Raw genomic sequence first — 17,560 nt, forward strand, 5'->3', positions numbered from 1 at the left:
GGTGCGGGCGCGTGCGGCGGCGCTGCCTCCGTCCAACGCGGCAACGGCGGTTGCGCTGTCGTCCACCTGGGGGAGGCGCAAGGTGGCACGCCTCATGCTTGGAGTGGTTCCGTCCCAATTCCTTTCAAGACGGAGAAGACTGATGCAACTCAAGGCCATCGTGCTGCTGTCCACCCTGGTGCTGTCGGGTGCCGTGCTTGCCCAGACCAAGGCAGCGGAGCCCGACTACACCCTGTCGTACAACATCGGCGGCGTCACCGACTACCGCTACCGCGGCATTTCGCAGTCGGGCCAGAAGCCGGCGCTGCAGGGCGGCATCGACTTCGCGCACAAGAGCGGCTTCTACCTGGGGACCTGGGGCTCGACGATCCGCTGGATCAAGGATTCGTCCATCGCCGGCGCCGACGCCAAGGGCCCGGTCGAGATCGACGTCTACGGCGGCTACAAGGGCGCGGTCAACGACCTGCTGTCGTTCGACGTCGGCGGCCTGCAGTACTGGTACGCCGGCAACACCTTCAAGAACATCAGCGGCGTCAACGCCAACACCTTCGAGCTGTACGGCGCGCTGACCGCCGGCCCGGCCACGGTGAAGTACTCGCACTCGACCACCAACCTGTTCGGCACCCCCAACAGCCGGGGCAGCGGGTACCTCGACCTGTCGGCCAACTTCGACCTCGGCAGCGGCGTGTCGCTGGTGCCGCACGTGGGCTGGCAGCGCATCGCCCACTTCGGCACCTACAGCGACGCCTCCGTCACCCTGGCCAAGGACTGGGACGGCACGGTGCTCAGCGCCGCGGTGATCGGCACCAACTGGAGCAACCGCTTCGGCTTCCGCTACGCGCTGCCCGGCACGGGCAACAAGGACCTGGCCGGCACCACCCTCGTGCTGGGCCTGAAGAAGAACTTCTGATCTTCCACGGTCGCAAGGAGAACGCATGAAACTCGTCACCGCCATCATCAAGCCGTTCAAGCTGGACGAAGTGCGCGAAGCGCTCTCGGGCATGGGCGTGCAGGGCATCACCGTCACCGAGGTCAAGGGCTTCGGGCGCCAGAAGGGCCACACGGAGCTGTACCGCGGCGCCGAGTACGTCGTCGACTTCCTGCCGAAGGTGAAGATCGAGGCCGCCGTCGCCGACGACCTGGTCGAGCGCGTCATCGAGGCCGTCGAGGGTGCCGCGCGCACCGGAAAGATCGGCGACGGAAAGATCTTCGTCTACGACCTCGAGCAGGTCGTGCGCATCCGCACCGGCGAGACCGGCAAGGAAGCGCTGTAGCCACACCCCTGTCGCAGAAAGAGTCAACCATGAGAAAGCTCCTCGCTTCCCTGGCCCTGGGCCTGGGCCTGCTGGCCGGTTCTGCCGCCGTGCTGGCGCAGGCGCCCGCCGCCTCCGCCCCCACCGCCGAGCCGGCCGCGGCCGCTGCCGCCACCGCGGCCAGCGCCCCGGCCGCCGCGCCGGCCACCACCGCCGCGGCCGCGGCGCCTGCGGCCTCCGCCGCCGCCACGCCGGCACCCACCCCCAACAAGGGTGACACCGCCTGGATGACCGTGGCCACCGCGCTGGTCATCTTCATGACCATCCCCGGCCTGGCACTGTTCTACGGCGGCCTGGTGCGCAGCAAGAACATGCTGTCGGTGCTGATGCAGGTGTTCGTGGTCACCGCGCTGATCTACGTGCTGTGGGCCATCTACGGCTACAGCGTGGCGTTCACCGGCGGCTCGGCCTTCTTCGGCGGCCTGGGCAAGCTGTTCCTGGCCGGCATCACGCCCGACTCGGTGGCCGCGACCTTCAGCAAGGGCGTGGTGATCCCCGAGCTGACGTTCGTCGCCTTCCAGGCCACCTTCGCGGCCATCACGTGCGGCCTGATCGTGGGCTCGTTCGCCGAGCGCATCAAGTTCTCCGCGGTGCTGATGTTCGTGGTGCTGTGGTTCACGTTCAGCTACCTGCCGGTCGCGCACATGGTCTGGTACTGGGACGGCCCGGATGCCATCACCGACGCCAAGTCGCTCGAGACCGTCACCGCTGCGGCCGGCTGGCTGTGGGCCAAGGGCGCCCTCGACTTCGCCGGCGGCACCGTGGTGCACATCAACGCCGGCGTGGCCGGCCTGGTGGGCGCCTACGTGATCGGCAAGCGCGTGGGCTACGGCAAGGAAGCCTTCGCCCCGCACAGCCTGACGCTCACGATGGTCGGCGCCGCGATGCTGTGGGTGGGCTGGTTCGGCTTCAACGCCGGCTCCAACCTGGAAGCCAACGGCATGGCCGCGCTGGCGTTCATCAACACGCTGCTGGCCACCGCCGCCGCCACCCTGTCGTGGATCGCCGGCGAGGCGCTGTCCAAGGGCAAGGCCTCGATGCTGGGCGCCGCCTCCGGGGCCGTCGCCGGCCTGGTGGCCATCACCCCGGCCTGCGGCTTCGTCGGCGTGATGGGCGCGATCGTCATCGGCCTGCTGGCCGGCCTGGTGTGCCTGTGGGGCGTCAACGGCCTCAAGCGCCTGCTGGGCGCCGACGACTCGCTGGACGTCTTCGGCGTGCACGGCGTGGGCGGCATCCTGGGCGCGCTGCTGACCGGCGTGTTCGCCTCGCCCTCGCTCGGCGGTGTCGGCATCTACGACTACGTCGCCAACAAGGCCAGCGCCGACTACTCGATCGCCAGCCAGGTGTGGGTGCAGTTCCAGGGCGTGCTGACCACCGTGGTGGTGTCGGCGGTCGTCTCCTTCATCGCCTACAAGCTGGTCGACCTGGTGATCGGCCTGCGCGTGAGCGAGGAAGAAGAGCGCGAGGGCCTGGACATCTCCTCACACGGCGAGACCGCCTACAACCGTTGATCCCGGGCCGCGGCGCGCGCCGCCGCCCCGGACCCAGAGCAAGCAAGAGTCTCCTTTGGATGTTGGGCCCGCCTCGGCGGGCCCTTTTTTTGCGCGCGTGCCGCGGCGGGCGAACGCCGTCCCGGCGCGCGACGCGCGTCAGGCCGCGCAGCGACTCACTCGAGGATGGGAAAGGCCAGCGTGGCGCCGCTGTCGGTGCGCTGCAGCTCGACGTCCTCGGCGCGCGCCATGGCGACGACTTCGTCCCACTTCATCAGGCGGTAGGGCAGCTGGCCGGCGGGGCCGGCATCGCCTTCGGTGCGCTGCACGCGGATGTCCAGCCGCACCATGTCCTCGTCGGCGGTGGCGCTCAGCACCAGGTCGGCCGGCGCGGGCGTGGCGTCGGACAGGGCGAGCAGGGCGCCGGGCACCAGGTTGCGCACGGCGGCGCGGCCCACCTGCTGCGGCATGGCCTGCACCTCGCTGCGCAGGGCGAAACCGCGGAAGCTGAAGTTGCTGCGCAGCAGCGCCATGATCTCCTGCACGCCGGCCTCGAGCGCGACGGTGGCGCCCGGCTCCGGCGCCAGCCAGGAGATCACGTCCAGGCACTCGCGCACGGCCGCCTTGGAGAAGCCGTTGATCTTGCTCATGCTGTCGTGCACTTGCGCCAGGTCCGGCACCGTCGCGCGCAGCCGGCGCTCCAGCACCTCGGTGACCATGCCGATCGGCTGCAGGTGCATCACCAGCTGGTGCCGCATCGCGAACGCGAGGCGGCGCAGCAGCGCGTAGCGCGCCGCTTCGACGCGCATGAGGTTGGCTTCGGCCGCGCTGATGGAGGAGTGGGTGGTGGATTCGGTCAAGGTGGCGCCGATGGTACCGGCTTGACTGCGCGCGTGGGGCCGGCTGGGCCAGCGCGCGCGGCACAATGGGTCGCCCCCGCACCCCGAGCCGACCGCATCCATGGCCATCTGGCACCGCGTCACCCAGCAGCCCGACCAGCTCGGCGAATCGCCGTTCTGGCATCCGGCCGAGCAACGGCTCTACTGGGTCGACATTCCCGCGCGCACCGTGCGCCGGCTCGACCCGGCGGGCGGCCAGCTGCAGAGCTGGACGCTGCCCCAGGAGCCCGGCTGCATCGCGCCGGCGCGCTCGGGCGGCCTGGTGCTCGCGCTGCGCGACGGCATGTACCGGGCGCGCGAGTGGGCCGGGCCGCTCACGCTGCTGCACCGCTTCGAGCACGACCCGCTGACGATGCGCTTCAACGACGGCAAGGCCGACCCGCGTGGCCGCTTCTGGGCCGGCACGCTGTTCGAGCCCAAGCACACGCGGGCCGCCGCGCTGTTCAGCCTGGATGCGCGGCCGGGCCACCACCACCGCGGCGCCACGCCGACGGTGCAGCGCCAGGCCGATGGCGCGACCACCGCCAATGGCCTGGCGTGGTCGCCCGATGCCCGCACCGTCTACTGGGCCGACACGCAGGCGCACGTCATCCGTGCCTGGGATTGGGACGCGGAGGCGAACGACATGGCCAATCCGCGCGTGTTCCACCAGTTCGCGCCCAAGCCCGACGGCTGGCGGCCGGGCGCGCCGGGCTATGGTGGCCGGCCCGATGGCGCGGCGGTGGACGCCCAGGGCAACTACTGGTGCGCGCTCTACGAGGGCGGGCGGCTGGTGCAACTGTCGCCGCAGGGCGAGGTGCTGCAGGAGATCGCCACCCCGATGCTGTGCCCGACGATGCCGTGCTTCGGCGGCCCGGACCTGCGCACGCTGTATGTCACCAGCGCGGGCAACCGGCCGCCGGGCGAGCTGGCGCACCATCCCTGGTCGGGCCACGTGGTGTCGATGGCGGTGGACGTGCCCGGGCTGCCGGTGAATTTCTTCATCGACTGAGCCCAAAAACATCAAGTCCCGCGGGCGTGGTCGCAGCCGGCTGGCGGCTTACCATCGGCGCATGGACGCCGCCTTGTCATCCTGCATCGACCGCATCCGGCAGGCCGCCGCGGCCGGGACGCCGCTGCGCATCCGCGGCGGGGGCAGCAAGGACTTCTACGGCGAGCGGCTGCAGGGCGAGGTGTTCGCCACCGCCGGCCTGGCCGGCATCCGCGCCTATGAACCCAGCGAGCTCGTGGTGACCGTCGGTGCGGGCACGCCGCTGGCCGAACTCGAGGCCGCGCTCGCGGCCCAGGGCCAGTGCCTGCCGTTCGAGCCGCCGCACTTCGGCGGCTCGCCCACCGTCGGCGGCATGGTGGCCGCGGGGCTGTCGGGGCCCGCACGCGCGAGCGCGGGCGCCGTGCGCGACTACGTGCTGGGCATGGCGGTGGTCAACGGCCGCGGCGACCTGCTGACCTTCGGTGGCCAGGTGATGAAGAACGTCGCCGGCTACGATGTCTCGCGGCTGATGGCCGGCGCCCTCGGCACGCTGGGTCTGATCGCCGAGGTGAGCCTGAAGGTGCTGCCGCGCGCGCCGGCCGAGGCGACGCTCAGGTTCGAGCTGTCGCAGGACGAGGCGCTGCAGCGCCTGAACGCCTGGGGCGGCCAACCGCTGCCGCTCAACGCCAGCTGCTGGCTCGAGGAGGCCGGCACCGGCACGCTTTACCTGCGCCTGCGTGGCGCGCACGCGGCGGTCGAGGCCGCCTGCCGCACCCTCGGCGGCGACCGGCAGGACGAGGCGCGCGCCGCCGCCGACTGGACGCGCTGCCGCGACCAGGCGCTGCCGTGGTTCACCGAGCGCGCCGGCCGCGACCTCTGGCGGCTGTCGGTGCCGCAGACTGCGCCGGTCCTGGACCTGCCCGAGCCGCCGCTGGTCGAATGGCACGGCGCGCAGCGCTGGGTCGCCGCCCCGGCCGCCGACGCGGCGCGGCTGCGGCGTGTCGCCGCTGCCGTGGGCGGACACGCCACCTTGTTCCGGCCGGCCGCGCCGGCGGGCGTGCCGCGCTTCAGCCCGCTCACGCCGCCGCTGGACCGCATCCACCGCGAGCTCAAGCGCCAGTTCGACCCCGCCGGCATCTTCAACCCCGGCCGGCTCTTCCCGGACTTCTGACGTGCAGACCCATCTTTCCCCGGAGTTCGCCGGCACCGAGGCCGGCCGCGAGGCCGAAGCGATCCTGCGCAAGTGCGTGCACTGCGGCTTCTGCACCGCCACCTGCCCGACCTACCAGCTGCTGGGCGACGAGCTCGACGGGCCGCGCGGGCGCATCTACCTGATCAAGCAGGTGCTCGAAGGCGAGGCCCCGACCGAGGCGACGCAGCTGCACCTGGACCGGTGCCTGACCTGCCGCAACTGCGAGAGCACCTGCCCGTCCGGTGTGCAGTACGGGCACCTGGTGGACATCGGCCGGCGCATCGTGGACGAGAAGGTGCCGCGTGGCGCGGCGTCGCGGGCGCTGCGCTGGTCGCTCAAGGAGGGCCTCACCTCGCCGGTGTTCGCTCCCGCGATGAAGCTGGGCCAGGCCGTGCGCGGCCTGCTGCCGCAGGCCCTGCGCGACAAGGTGCCGGCGGCGCGGCCCGCGGGCGACTGGCCAACGCGCACCCAGGCGCGGAAGGTGCTGATGCTGGCCGGCTGCGTGCAGCCGGCGATGGCGCCCAACATCAACGCGGCGACCGCCCGCGTGCTCGACGCCGCCGGCATCCAGGTGCTGGTCGCGCCCGAGGCCGGGTGCTGCGGCGCGGTGAAGTTCCACCTGAACGACCAGGCCGGCGGGCTGGCGCAGATGCGCCGCAACATCGACGCCTGGTGGCCCCTGGTCGAGCGCGGCGAGGTCGAGGCGATCGTGATGAACGCGTCCGGCTGCGGCGTCACCGTGCGCGAGTACGGGCATCACCTGCAGCACGATGCGCAGTACGCGGCCAAGGCGGCGCGCATCAGCGAGTTCACGCGCGACCTGAGCGAGCTGCTGCCCGACATCGCGCCGGCGCTGGAAGGCCGCGTGCGCCCGCCCGCCGGCGTGCTGGCCTACCACCCGCCCTGCACGCTGCAGCACGGCCAGCAGCTGCGCGGCGGCGTCGAGACGCACCTGCGCCGGCTCGGCTTCGACATCCGCCTGGCGCTGAACGAGTCGCACCTGTGCTGCGGTTCGGCCGGAACCTATTCGGTGCTGCATCCGCAGATCGCGCACGAGTTGCGCGACCGCAAGCTGGGCCACCTGGGCGCGCTGGCGCCGGTGGCGGTGATCTCGGCCAACATCGGCTGCATCACGCACCTGCAAAGCGGCACCGGCACGCCGGTGCGCCACTGGGTCGAGGTGCTGGACGAGGCGATCGCGCCCTGAGGCGCGCTCAGGCGGCCAGTGCCGCCTCGATGTCCTTGGCCAGCTTCTCCGGCGCTTCCTGCGGCGCGTAGCGCTTGCGCACCGCGCCGTCCTTGCCGACCAGAAACTTGGTGAAGTTCCACTTGATGGCCTTGCTGCCCAGCAGCCCGGGCGCCTGCGCCGTGAGCCACTGGTACAGCGGGTCCGCGCCGGGGCCGTTGACGTCGATCTTGGCCATCATCGGGAAGCTGACGCCGTAGTTCTTCTGGCAGAAGGCGCCGATCTCGTCGTTGCTGCCCGGATCCTGGGCGCCGAACTGGTTGCAGGGAAAGCCCAGCACCACCAGGCCCCGGCCGCCGTAGCGCTCGTGCAGCGCCTGCAGGCCGCCGAACTGGGGCGTGAAGCCGCAGGCGCTGGCGGTGTTGACGACCAGCAGGACCTGGCCGCGGTACTGGTCCAGCGGAACGATGGAGCCGTCGATCCGCCGCGCCTGGAAGTCGTAGACGGTGGGCATGGCCCATTGTGCGTCCGAAACGTGCGTCCGAAACGTGCGTCCGAAACGTGCGTGCGAAACGTGCGTCCGGAACGCCGGCGCGTGCTGTCGCGCGCCGCCGGCTGGCTAGTCGATCAGTTGGCCGCCGTCGTGGAACGGGTAGGGGCCCTCGAAGGCGCCCGAGGCGGCCAGGTGGGTGACCAGCCGCCCGCCCGGCTCGAGCGCGTGCAGGCGAAAGCCCGGCGGCTCGAGCGACCATTGCGAGGGGGCCCGCGGGTGCAGGTCGAGCGTCACCTGGTGCGCCGGGGCCGGGCAGGTGCTGGCGATCGTGCCGCCGAAGCGCACGTCGATGGCGCGGTGCAGGTGCCCGCAGATCACCCGCTCCACGTTCGGATGGCGCGCGACCAGCGCCTCCAGCTCGTCCGCTCCCGCCGCCAGGCCGATGTCGTCCATGTGGCCGATCAGCGTGCGGAACGGCGGGTGGTGCATCGCGATCACCACCGGCTCGCCGCGGTGCAGCTCCAGTTGCAGCGCCAGCCAGTCCAGCCGCCGCTCGCACAGCGTGCCGTGGCTGCAGCCGGGATCGACCGTGTCCAGCGCGATCAGGCGCAAGCCGCCGATGCGCACCGAGTACTGCACGAACTCGCCGTCGCCGAGGTAGCCGTGGTCCGGGAAGCTCGCGCGCAGCTGGCGGCGATCGTCATGGTTGCCCGGCAGCAGGTACACCGGCATGGGCAGCGGTGCCAGCAGGCCGGCCAGGTGGGCATATTCGGCCGGGCGGCCGAAGTCGCACAGGTCGCCGGTGATCACCACCGCGTCCGGCGCCTGGCGCAGGCGCAGCACCGAATCGACGGCCTCGCGCAGGTAAGGGGCGGTGTCGATGCGGCCGTAGGCCAGGCGGCCCGGTTCGCGGATGTGCAGGTCGGTGAGTTGGGCGAGCAGCGTGGTCATGCGGGAAGGGGCTCGGGCGCGCGGGCGATGGACTCGCCGTAGCGCAGGGAAAACAGGGGCGTGAGGCTGGCCGCGGCCGTCAGCGGCGCGTCGTTGGCCAGCGCGGTCGCGAGCAGGCCGACGGCGCTGCGGCCGATGTCCTGGCTGGGCTGCACCACGGTGGCCAGGATGGGCGTGATGTCGCAGCCCAGCGCGATGCCGTCGAAGCCGGCGATGCTGAGCTCGCGCGGGACGGCCAGCCCCGCTTCGTGGGCGGCGCGCAGCGCCCGCAGGGCCAGCAGGTCGTTGGAGCACACGAGGGCGGTGGGCCGCCGCGGCGCGCCCAGCAGCGCCACCAGCTGCGTCACCGCGCCGTCGATGAAGGGCACCTCCACCGGCGCGCCGGCGGCCAGGCCGCAGGCGGCCATGCCGCGCTCGAAGCCGCGCCAGCGTTGCAGCGAACGGTCCGAGGCGGCCTTGTCGCCCATCACCATGGCGATGCGGCGGTGGCCGCGCTCGTGCAGCGCGCGCACCAGCGCCGCGACGGCCGCTTCGCTGTCGACGGAGACGCACGGATGGCGCGGGTGGCGGTTGTACGCCAGCACGTAGGGCACGCCGGCCGCGCGCAGCTTCTTCAACGCCAGCGAGCTGGCCGGATTGGCGACGACCAGCACGACGCCGTCGACGCCGCGCCCCAGGAGGTGGTCGACCGCGCGTTCCTCCTGCGCCACGCGGTAGTCGCTGGTCATCGGCAGGATCGAGTAGCCGGCCGCGTCGGCGCCGGCGGAGACGCCGACCAGGCATTCGACGAACACCGGGTTGAGCAGCGTGGGCAGGACCACGCCGATCACCTTGCTGCGCTGCGTGCGCAACGTGCGCGCGCTCTCGTTGGGCCGGTAGCCCAGGCGCCGGGCCACGCCCTGCACGCGCTCGCGGGTGTCGGGCCGCACGCGCTCGGGGAAGTTGAACACCCGCGAGACGGTGGCGACGGACACGCCGGCTTCCCGGGCGACGGCCTGGATGCTCACCCGCGCGGCTCCGGCGGCGGCACGTACGGGAAGCGCGAGCGCGCCTTGGCGCCGGCCGCGCCGCTGGCGCGCACGAACCGGCGGCTGTCGTCGCGGCTGGCCTGGTGGTCCCAGTGCGCCACCGTGCCCGCGCGGCGCGCGGCTTCCTTCAGGAACAGCCGCCGGCGCTGGCTGGCCAGCACCTCGCGCAGCGTCGCGTCGCCGTCCCAGCCGGCCAGCAGCGTGTCGCGCAGCCGCGCTTCGACCGCCGCCTGGTCCGGGTGGCCGGCCAGGTTGCGCAGCTCGCGCGGGTCGCTTGCCAGGTCGTACAGCTGCGGCGCATGGCCGTGCACGTGGATGTACTTGTGCGCGCCCTGGCGCACCATGCGGCACGGGGCGACCACGCCCATGTCGGTGTATTCGCAGATGACGGGGCGGGCGCCGCCGGTTGCGCCGCGCAGCAGCGGACCCCACGAGGCGCCGTCCAGCGGCTCGGGCCAGCCGACGTCGGCGCCGCTCCATTCGAGCAGCGTGGGCAGCAGGTCGACCAGGGAGACCGGGGCCGCGATGCGCGCCTGCGCGCGCGTGCCCGGCAGGTGCACCAGCAGGGGCACGCGGGCCGAGGCCTCGAAGAAGTTCTGCTTGTACCACATGCCCCGCTCGCCCAGCATCTCGCCATGGTCGGAGGAGACGACGACGATGGTGTCGTCCTCGAAACCGCAGGCGCGCAGGGTGGCCAGCAGGCGCCCGATCTTGTCGTCGACGTACGAGATCATGGCGTAGTAGGCGTGGCGCGCGTTGCGCACCTGCGCCTCGTCCACCGGCTGCACGTCGGCGCTGTGCGAGGCGTGCAGCCACTGGCTCTGGATGTCGCGTTCGGCCAGCGGGATCGGCGGCACCGCCGGCATGTCGATGTCCTCGTGCCGATAGCGGTCCCAGTGCTCCTGCGGGGCCGTGAAGGGCGGGTGCGGGTGGCTGAAGGACACGGCCAGGAAGAACGGCGGGCGCTGCGGCTCGCGCGCGAGGTCGAACAGGCGCTGGTTGGCGAAGTACTCCACCTCGTCGTCGTAGTCCATCTGCAGGCTGCGCACGCACGAGCCGGCCTGGATGACGTTGAGCATGCTGATGCCCGAGGGCTTGTCGCGCGGCCCCGCGGCCCAGTTGGGCGTCCAGGCGAAGTCGGCCGGGTAGATGTCGGTCGTCAGGCGCTCGGCGAAGCCGTGCAGCTGGTCCGGCCCGATGAAGTGCATCTTGCCCGACAGGATGGTGCGGTAGCCGGCGGCGGCGAGCCCGTGCGCCAGCGTCGGCACCGAGGCCGGCAGCTCGCTGGCGTTGTCCCAGGCGCCGATGGCCGACGGCAGGCGGCCGGACATCATCGAAAAACGCGACGGCGCGCAGATCGGCGAGTTGCAGTACGCCGCATCGAACACGGCGCTGCGCTGCGCCAGTGCCTGCAGGTGCGGTGCCTGCACGACCGTCCCGCCGTACGGCGGCAGCGGCGCCGCCGCCATCTGGTCGGCCTGGATGAACAGGATGTTCGGCGGTCGGGCCATGGGGGGGCTTCCTTCAGTCGATGCGGGCGCCGCTGGCCTTGATCACCTCGGCCCAGCGCGCCTTCTCGCCGGCCACGCGGCGCGCGAACTCCGCCGGCGTGCTGGTCTCGATGTCCGCGCCCTGCTTGGCGAAGAACGCGCGCACCTCGGGCTTGGCCAGCACGGCCAGCGTTTCCTTGTGCAGGCGGGCGACGACCGCATCGGGGGTGCCGGCCGGCGCCATCAGGCCGTACCAGGACTCCACCACGAAGCCGGGCAGGCCCGCCTCGGCCATGGTCGGGAACTCCGGCGTGGCCTCCGAGCGCTTGCCGCCGGTGACGGCCAGCGCGCGCAGCTTGCCCGCGCGCACGTGCGGCAGTGCCAGCGGCGTGTTGACGAAGGCGAACGCGGTCTGGCCCGCCATCAGGTCGGTGACCGCCTGGGGCGCGCTCTTGTAGGGAACGTGCGTGACGTTCAGGCCGGCCATCGACTTGAACATCTCGCCGGACAGGTGGTTCGAGGTGCCGTTGCCGAACGAGGCGAAGCTGAGCTTGCCGGGCTGCGCCTTGGCCAGGGCCACCAGATCCTTGAGGTTCTTGACCGGCAGGTCGGCGTTGGCCACCAGCAGGTTGGGGACCGAGGCGACCAGCGTGACGGGCTTGAAGTCCTTCTCGGCGTCGAAGGGCAGGCGCGAATACAGGCCCGGGTTGATGGTGTGGGTGCCGGTCGTGGCCATCAGCAGCGTGTGGCCGTCGGGCGCGGACTTGGCCACCGCGTCCACGCCGACGTTGCCGCCGGCGCCCACGCGGTTGTCCACCACCACCTGCTGCTTCAGGCTGTCCGACAGGTGCTGCGCGAGCACGCGGGTCAGGATGTCGACCCCGCCGCCGGCGGCGAAGGGGACCACGATGCGCACCGGCCGGGACGGGTAGTCCTCGGCATGGGCCGGCAGGGCGGCGATGGCGAAGGCGGCTCCGAGGAGCGCGAGGGCGCGGCGACGGTTGGCTGTCATGGGGCTCCAATGTAAACGATTACATTCTGCCGCCCGATTTTGACGGCGGCGTGACGGTGCCGGCATTGGCGCAAACCCGCGCGCGGTCAGGACGGCGTCACCGCCTCACCGCCTCACCGCCTCACCGCCTCACCGCCTCACCGCCTCACCGCCTCACCGCGGCGCCGGGTCTAGGGCGTGGTGGGGAGCGTGGAGGCGGCGCGGCCGCGCGCGGGCCACGCGGACCAGGCGGCGGCGGCCAGGACCAGCGCGCCGCCCAGCAGCACGCGCGCCGACAGGTCGGCCGCCCCGAGCGCCACCGACGACAGGGCGGCGAAGACGACCTCGGACAGCATCACCAGCGCGGTGGTGTGGGCCGGCAGCCGGGAGGCGCCGTACTGCAGCGCCAGGTTGCCGGCCAGGAAGCCCAGCGCCAGCACCAGCGCGAGACCGCCCCACGAGGCGGCCAGCGGCGGCAGGGCGCCGATCGTGCCCTGCGCCACGCCCAGCCCGGCCACGGCCGCCGCCAGGACCGCGCCGCCGCCGAACATCGCCAGCACGCGCGAGGGGGCCGGCGCCGCCTGCAGCCGGCGCAGCAGCACGTTCGTGAGGGCAAAGCTGAAGCCGCCCATCAGGGCCAGCAGGTCGGCCGCGCTGCTGGGCCAGGGCAGGCCGGCGCCGGGCACGTGCAGCACCGTCACGACCCCGGCCAGCGCCAGGGCCAGGCGCAGGAACGCCGCCGCCGTCGGGCGTTCGCCGAGCAGCAGCCAGGCCAGCAGCACCGACCAGGCGGGCATCAGGTAGAACAGCAGCACGACGCGCACCACGTCGCCGATGGTCACGGCCCAGTTGAAGCCGACGTTGGTGAGGCCCGCCGCCAGCATCAGCAGCCACAGCTGGGGCTGCTCGGCGAAGGCCCGCCACGCGCGCGGGCGCACCAGCAGCAGCAGGGCCGCCGAGGTCACATAGATGAAGGCCGTGGCCCACAGCGGGTGCAGGCCCTGCGCCTGCAGCTGCCGGAACGGCCACCAGGAGACGCCCCAGACGAACGCGTTGACCACCAGGGCCGCCGCCGGGGCCAGGCGCCCCGCGTCACCCGCCGCCATGCGCGGTGTCTTGCCTCGCGATGCGCAGCAGGTGCTCGACCTCCTCGCGGTACTTGACGCGGTTGCTCGCGTGCCAGCGCTGGATCAGCCACATGATGCCGGCGACCACGACGCCGAACACCGTGATGGCGCCGAACGCGGACAGGCCCAGGCCGGCCGAGAGGCTGTAGAACGCGCCCAGGCCGAGGATGCAGGCCTGCTCGTTGAAGTTCTGGACCGCGATCGAGCGGCCCGCGCCCATCAGGTTGTGGCCGCGGTGCTGCAGCAAGGCGTTCATCGGCACCACCAGGAACCCGCCCAGGCCCCCGAGCAGGATCAGGAACGGCGCCGCGACCCAGACGTTGGTGATGAAGTTCATCAGGATCACCAGCACGCCCATCGCGATGCCCAGCGGCATCACGCTGGTGGCCATGTCCAGCCGCATGCGCACCGAGGCGACGATCGCGCCCACCGCGGTGCCCAGCGCCACCACGCCGCTCAGCGACGAGGCCTGCGTGGTGCTGTAGCCCAGGGCGGCCGCGCTCCAGGCCAGGATGATGTAGCGCAGGTTGCCCGACACGCCCCAGAACAGCGTGGTGGTGGCCAGCGAGATCTGCCCCAGCTTGTCGCGCCACAGGCGCGAGTTGCAGGTCCAGAAATCGGGCACCAGTTCGAGCGGGTTGCGCGGGATGGCGCGCATCTCCACCCCGGTGTGCGGGATGCGCGTGTTGAACCAGGCCGCCAGCGCGTAGACGAAGATCAGCACCGAGATGGCCGCCTCGGGCGGCGAGTCGATGCCGGTCTCGAACATCGGAAAGTCCATGGCGAGCAGGCGGCTGGCCATCGCGTGGCCCACCAGCTGGCCGCCCAGCAGGATGCCCAGGATGATCGAGGCGATGGTCAGGCCCTCGATCCAGCCGTTGGCCTTGACCAGCTGCGAGGCGGGGAGCAGCTCGGTGAGGATGCCGTACTTGGCCGGCGAGTAGGCCGCCGCCCCCAGGCCGACGATCGCATAGGCCATCAGCGGGTGGGTGCCCACCAGCATCATCAGGCAGCCCACGACCTTGATCGCGTTGCTGACGAACATGACCCGGCCCTTGGGCACGGCATCGGCGAAGGCGCCGACGAAGGGCGCGAGCACCACGTAGAACAGCGCGAACATCGGCACCAGCGCGGCGCGCTGCCATTCGGCGGCGCCGCCGGACTTGAGCAGTTCCACGGCGGCCACGAACAGCGCATTGTCCGCAAGCGACGAGAAGAACTGCGCCGCCATGATGGTGTAGAAGCCGCGCTTCATGAACTGGGCACTGGGGCGATCCGCGCTGCGGATGCGGGGGAAATGACTGCTGTCTCCAAGCGACGGAGGGTTATATCACGCCATGTAATGACAAAATCCTCGCCTGCCCCCTCCGAATCCCTCGCATGCCCCGCCCGATCCAGGCCACCATCCACACCGAAGCCCTGCGGGCCAACCTCCTGCGCATGCGCCGCGCCGTGCCGGACGCCAAGGTGTGGGCGGTGGTCAAGGCCAACGCCTACGGCCACGGCATCGAGCGCGTCTACGAGCCGCTGCGCGGCGCCGACGGGTTCGCGCTGCTGGACCTGGACGAGGCCGAGCGGGTGCGGGCCCTGGGCTGGCGCGGGCCGGTCCTGCTGCTCGAGGGCGTGTTCGAGCCGCGCGACCTGGAGCTGTGCTCGCGCCTGGGGCTGTGGCACGTGGTGCATTGCGAGGAGCAGATCGACATGCTGGCCGCGCACAAGACGCAGCAGCCGCACCGCGTGTTCCTCAAGCTCAATTCCGGCATGAACCGGCTGGGCTTCACGCCGGCGCTGTACCGCGCGGCGTGGACGCGGCTGAACGCGTTGCCGCAGGTCGACGAGATCTCGCTGATGACGCACTTCAGCGATGCCGACGCGCCGCGCGGCATCGCGCACCAGATGCGCGTGTTCGCCGACGCGACGCGCGACCTGCCGGGCGAGCGCTCGCTGTCCAACAGCGCCGCGGTGCTGCGCCACGCGCGCGACGCCGAGGTGCGCGCCGACTGGGTGCGTCCCGGCATCGCGGTGTACGGCAGCGCGCCGGACTTTCCCGAGCACGACGCGGCCCACTGGCAGCTGCAGCCGACCATGACGCTGGCCAGCCGCCTGATCGGCGTGCAGCAGCTGCAGGCCGGCGACACGGTGGGCTACGGCTCCAGCTTCACGGCCGACGCTCCGCTGCGCATCGGCGTGGTCGCCTGCGGCTACGCCGACGGCTATCCGCGCCACTGCGGCACCGGCACGCCGGTCCTGGTCGAGGGCGTGCGCACGCGGCTGGTGGGGCGGGTGAGCATGGACATGCTGGCGGTGGACCTCACGCCGGTGCCGGCCGCGAAGATCGGCAGCGAGGTGACGCTCTGGGGCCGGTCGTCGTCGGGCGCGGTGCAGCCGGTCGACGACGTGGCGCGCGCAGCCGGCACGCTGTCGTACGAACTGCTGTGCGCGCTGGCGCCGCGCGTGCCGGTGGCGACGGCGGCCTGAAGAGCGCGCTCAGCGCTTGCGCATCCCCAGCACCATCACGGCGCCGACGACCACCAGCGCCCCGGCCACCTGGACCGGCGCGATCGACTGGCCCAGCACCAGCCAGCCCAGCACCAGCGCGAACACCGGCTCGACGTTCATGATGGCCGAATTGCCGACCACGCCCAGGCGGGGCAGCACGGTGAACATGATCGTGAACGCGGTGCCATAGAGGAAGGTGAGGGCGGCCAGCCCGCCCCAGCCGGCCGGCGCGGTGGGCAGGTGGAAGCCGCCCTGCAGGCCGACGGTGGCCAGCGCCACCAGCCCCGCGATCGACATGGTGGTGGCGGTGCGCACGCGGCCGTCGACGTCGCCGGCCTCGTGCTGGGTGAGCACCAGCGCGAGCCCGAAGGTGCCGGCGGCGGCCAGCGCGAAGGCCACGCCCGCGCCGATGCGGCTCCACTGGCCCGCCGCGCCCAGGCCGGAGGCGGCGCCGAAGACGTCCAGCGCCAGCGCCAGGCCGAACAGGATCACCGGCATGGCCAGCAGCATCGCCTTCTCGGGCCGGCGCTTGTACACGAGCGCGGACCACAGCGCGGTCCAGATCGGGTAGGTGTTGAAGGCCAGCAGCGCCAGCGCCACCGGCAGCCGGGCGACGGCGGAATACAGGCACAGGCTCTGCACGCCGATCAACAGGCCGATGGCCGGCAGGAAGCGCTTGTGGCGCGCCGTGAACTGCACGCGCACGCCCTGCGAGGCGAGCAGGGCCACGATCACCAGCGCCGTCACCGTGCTGCGGACCACCACCGCGGTGGCGACGTCCACGCCGTTGTTGAACGCGATGCGCGCGGCGACGTGGTTGGCGCCCATCATCAGGGCGATCAGCAGCAGCGTGGCGAACGCGGCGCCGCTGAGCGCCCGCTGCGGGGGAAGGACCGCCGCCATTTCAGTACAGCCCGTGCACGCGCGCGTGCAGCCGCGCCAGCCCGAGCAGCGTGTCGGTGAAGGGGGTGGGCACGCCGGTCAGCGCGCCCAGCTCGCGCACGACGGTGACCAGGGCGTCGAGCTCCACCGGCTTGCCGGCCTCCACGTCCTGCAGCATCGAGGTCTTGAACGCGCCGAGCTTGCGCGTGACCTGGTGCCGGTCCTCGGGCGTCTGCTCGATCGGGATGCCGATGCGCCCGCCGATCTCGCGCGCCTCCAGCATCACCCGCGAGATGAACTCGCGCACCAGGTCGTCGGCCAGGATCAGGTCGGTGGTCGCGCCGGTGAAGGCGCTGACCGGGTTGACGGTCATGTTGCCCCACAGCTTGTACCAGGCGTCCTTCTGGATCTGCTCGGACAGCACGGCCTCGTGGCCGGCGCGCTCGAGCAGCGCGACCAGCTCGCGCACGCGCGCCGTCTTCTCGCCCGAGGGCTCGCCCACGATCAGCCGGTTGCCGAAGTGGTGCTTGACGAAGCCCGGCGCGTGCAGCGAGCAGCTCGCGTGCACCACGCAGCCGACCACGTGCTGCGCCGGGATCGCGCGGGCGATCGCGCCGTCCGGATCCACCGCCGTCAGCCGCGTGCCGGCGAGCGGGCCGCCGAAGCCCTCGAAGAACCACCAGGGCACGCCGTTCATGGCCGTGAGCACGATGGTCTGCGGCCCCAGCAGCGGTCCGATGGCGCGCGCCACCTCGGCCAGCGCCGGCGCCTTGACGGCGACGACCACCAGGTCCTGCACGCCCAGTTCGGCGGGGCTGCCGGCCGGGCGCACCGGCGCCGAGGCGACGGCGCCGCCTTCGTCCAGCCGCAGGCCGTGCAGCTGCAGGGCGTCGAGCGTCGCGCCACGCGCGACGACGCTCACGGCGCAGCCGGCGCGCGCGAGCCTGGCGCCGATCCAGCCGCCGATCGCGCCGGCGCCGTAGATGCACACCTTCATGTCGACCTCCGCCGAGCCGCCTCAAGGAGGTCGAAGCCCCCTCGGGGGGCAG

The 17,560-nt window shown here is 72.3% G+C and carries 17 protein-coding genes; 7 read left to right on the forward strand and 10 right to left on the reverse strand.

The features are described from left to right. The first annotated feature begins 142 nt into the window (after positions 1–142). Genes AC3ANR_RS01895 through AC3ANR_RS01905 form a run of 3 tightly spaced genes read left to right on the forward strand, consistent with a single transcriptional unit; the run spans position 143 to position 2,824 of the window. On the forward strand, positions 143–910 hold the full coding sequence (locus AC3ANR_RS01895) for a TorF family putative porin (protein WP_488290187.1): 768 nt from the start codon (positions 143–145) through the stop codon (positions 908–910). A gap of 25 nt (positions 911–935) precedes the next feature. Next, positions 936–1,274 carry a P-II family nitrogen regulator gene (glnK, locus tag AC3ANR_RS01900; protein WP_488290188.1) on the forward strand — a complete coding sequence of 113 codons (339 nt, stop codon included), beginning with the start codon at positions 936–938 and terminating at the stop codon, positions 1,272–1,274. 29 nt (positions 1,275–1,303) lie between these two features. After that, positions 1,304–2,824 (forward strand): ammonium transporter, encoded by a 1,521-nt coding sequence (locus AC3ANR_RS01905; RefSeq protein ID WP_488290189.1) that lies wholly within the window; start codon positions 1,304–1,306, stop codon positions 2,822–2,824. A 155-nt stretch (positions 2,825–2,979) separates the two neighbouring features. Here AC3ANR_RS01905 and AC3ANR_RS01910 read toward each other — a convergent pair whose 3' ends face one another. Further along, positions 2,980–3,663, reverse strand: coding sequence for a hypothetical protein (locus tag AC3ANR_RS01910; protein WP_488290190.1), 684 nt, complete (start codon positions 3,661–3,663; stop codon positions 2,980–2,982). 100 nt (positions 3,664–3,763) lie between these two features. Between AC3ANR_RS01910 and AC3ANR_RS01915 the strand changes: the two genes are divergently transcribed. The 3 genes from AC3ANR_RS01915 (at position 3,764) to glcF (ending at position 7,071) form a co-directional block, all read left to right on the forward strand. Continuing rightward, positions 3,764–4,693, forward strand: coding sequence for an SMP-30/gluconolactonase/LRE family protein (locus tag AC3ANR_RS01915; RefSeq protein WP_488290191.1), 930 nt, complete (start codon positions 3,764–3,766; stop codon positions 4,691–4,693). 61 nt (positions 4,694–4,754) lie between these two features. After that, complete coding sequence (gene glcE, locus AC3ANR_RS01920; protein ID WP_488290192.1) at positions 4,755–5,843, forward strand: glycolate oxidase subunit GlcE; 1,089 nt, start codon at positions 4,755–4,757, stop codon at positions 5,841–5,843. A gap of 1 nt (position 5,844) precedes the next feature. Then, positions 5,845–7,071: a glycolate oxidase subunit GlcF gene (gene glcF, locus AC3ANR_RS01925; RefSeq protein ID WP_488290193.1), complete on the forward strand. Its 1,227-nt coding sequence runs from the start codon at positions 5,845–5,847 to the stop codon at positions 7,069–7,071. Positions 7,072–7,078: 7 nt separating this feature from the next. On the opposite strand, the gene AC3ANR_RS01930 is transcribed toward glcF, so the two are convergent. The 7 genes from AC3ANR_RS01930 to lplT all read right to left on the reverse strand — a co-directional run bounded on the left by AC3ANR_RS01930 (position 7,079) and on the right by lplT (position 14,385). Continuing rightward, on the reverse strand, positions 7,079–7,564 hold the full coding sequence (locus AC3ANR_RS01930; protein WP_488290194.1) for a glutathione peroxidase: 486 nt from the start codon (positions 7,562–7,564) through the stop codon (positions 7,079–7,081). Positions 7,565–7,669: 105 nt separating this feature from the next. Beyond that, complete coding sequence (locus AC3ANR_RS01935) at positions 7,670–8,494, reverse strand: phosphodiesterase (protein ID WP_488290195.1); 825 nt, start codon at positions 8,492–8,494, stop codon at positions 7,670–7,672. Next, positions 8,491–9,501, reverse strand: a complete 1,011-nt coding sequence (locus tag AC3ANR_RS01940) for a LacI family DNA-binding transcriptional regulator (RefSeq protein WP_488290196.1) — start codon at positions 9,499–9,501, stop codon at positions 8,491–8,493. The genes AC3ANR_RS01935 and AC3ANR_RS01940 overlap by 4 nt, the downstream gene beginning before the upstream one ends. Then, positions 9,498–11,033, reverse strand: coding sequence for a choline-sulfatase (gene betC / locus AC3ANR_RS01945; RefSeq protein WP_488290197.1), 1,536 nt, complete (start codon positions 11,031–11,033; stop codon positions 9,498–9,500). Before betC ends, AC3ANR_RS01940 begins: the two co-directional genes overlap by 4 nt. Before the next feature lie 13 nt (positions 11,034–11,046). Next, positions 11,047–12,024, reverse strand: a complete 978-nt coding sequence (locus AC3ANR_RS01950; RefSeq protein WP_488290198.1) for a Bug family tripartite tricarboxylate transporter substrate binding protein — start codon at positions 12,022–12,024, stop codon at positions 11,047–11,049. A gap of 170 nt (positions 12,025–12,194) precedes the next feature. Beyond that, positions 12,195–13,109, reverse strand: a complete 915-nt coding sequence (locus AC3ANR_RS01955; protein WP_488290199.1) for a DMT family transporter — start codon at positions 13,107–13,109, stop codon at positions 12,195–12,197. Then, a complete protein-coding gene (gene lplT / locus AC3ANR_RS01960) occupies positions 13,096–14,385 on the reverse strand; it encodes a lysophospholipid transporter LplT (RefSeq protein WP_488290200.1) in 1,290 nt (429 codons plus the stop codon). The genes AC3ANR_RS01955 and lplT overlap by 14 nt, the downstream gene beginning before the upstream one ends. 125 nt (positions 14,386–14,510) lie before the next feature. Between lplT and alr the strand changes: the two genes are divergently transcribed. Then, positions 14,511–15,608, forward strand: coding sequence for an alanine racemase (alr, locus tag AC3ANR_RS01965; RefSeq protein WP_488290201.1), 1,098 nt, complete (start codon positions 14,511–14,513; stop codon positions 15,606–15,608). A gap of 9 nt (positions 15,609–15,617) precedes the next feature. Here the strand turns inward: alr and AC3ANR_RS01970 are convergent, their stop codons facing one another. Together AC3ANR_RS01970 and AC3ANR_RS01975 are read right to left on the reverse strand one after the other, a co-directional pair. Beyond that, entirely contained in the window at positions 15,618–16,532 is a 915-nt protein-coding gene (locus AC3ANR_RS01970) for a DMT family transporter (protein ID WP_488290202.1), read from the reverse strand. A 1-nt stretch (position 16,533) separates the two neighbouring features. Beyond that, positions 16,534–17,508, reverse strand: a complete 975-nt coding sequence (locus AC3ANR_RS01975) for a 2-dehydropantoate 2-reductase (RefSeq protein WP_488290203.1) — start codon at positions 17,506–17,508, stop codon at positions 16,534–16,536. Positions 17,509–17,560: the final 52 nt, after the last annotated feature.

It is taken from the genome of Ramlibacter sp. JJN2-2R (assembly GCF_057747835.1).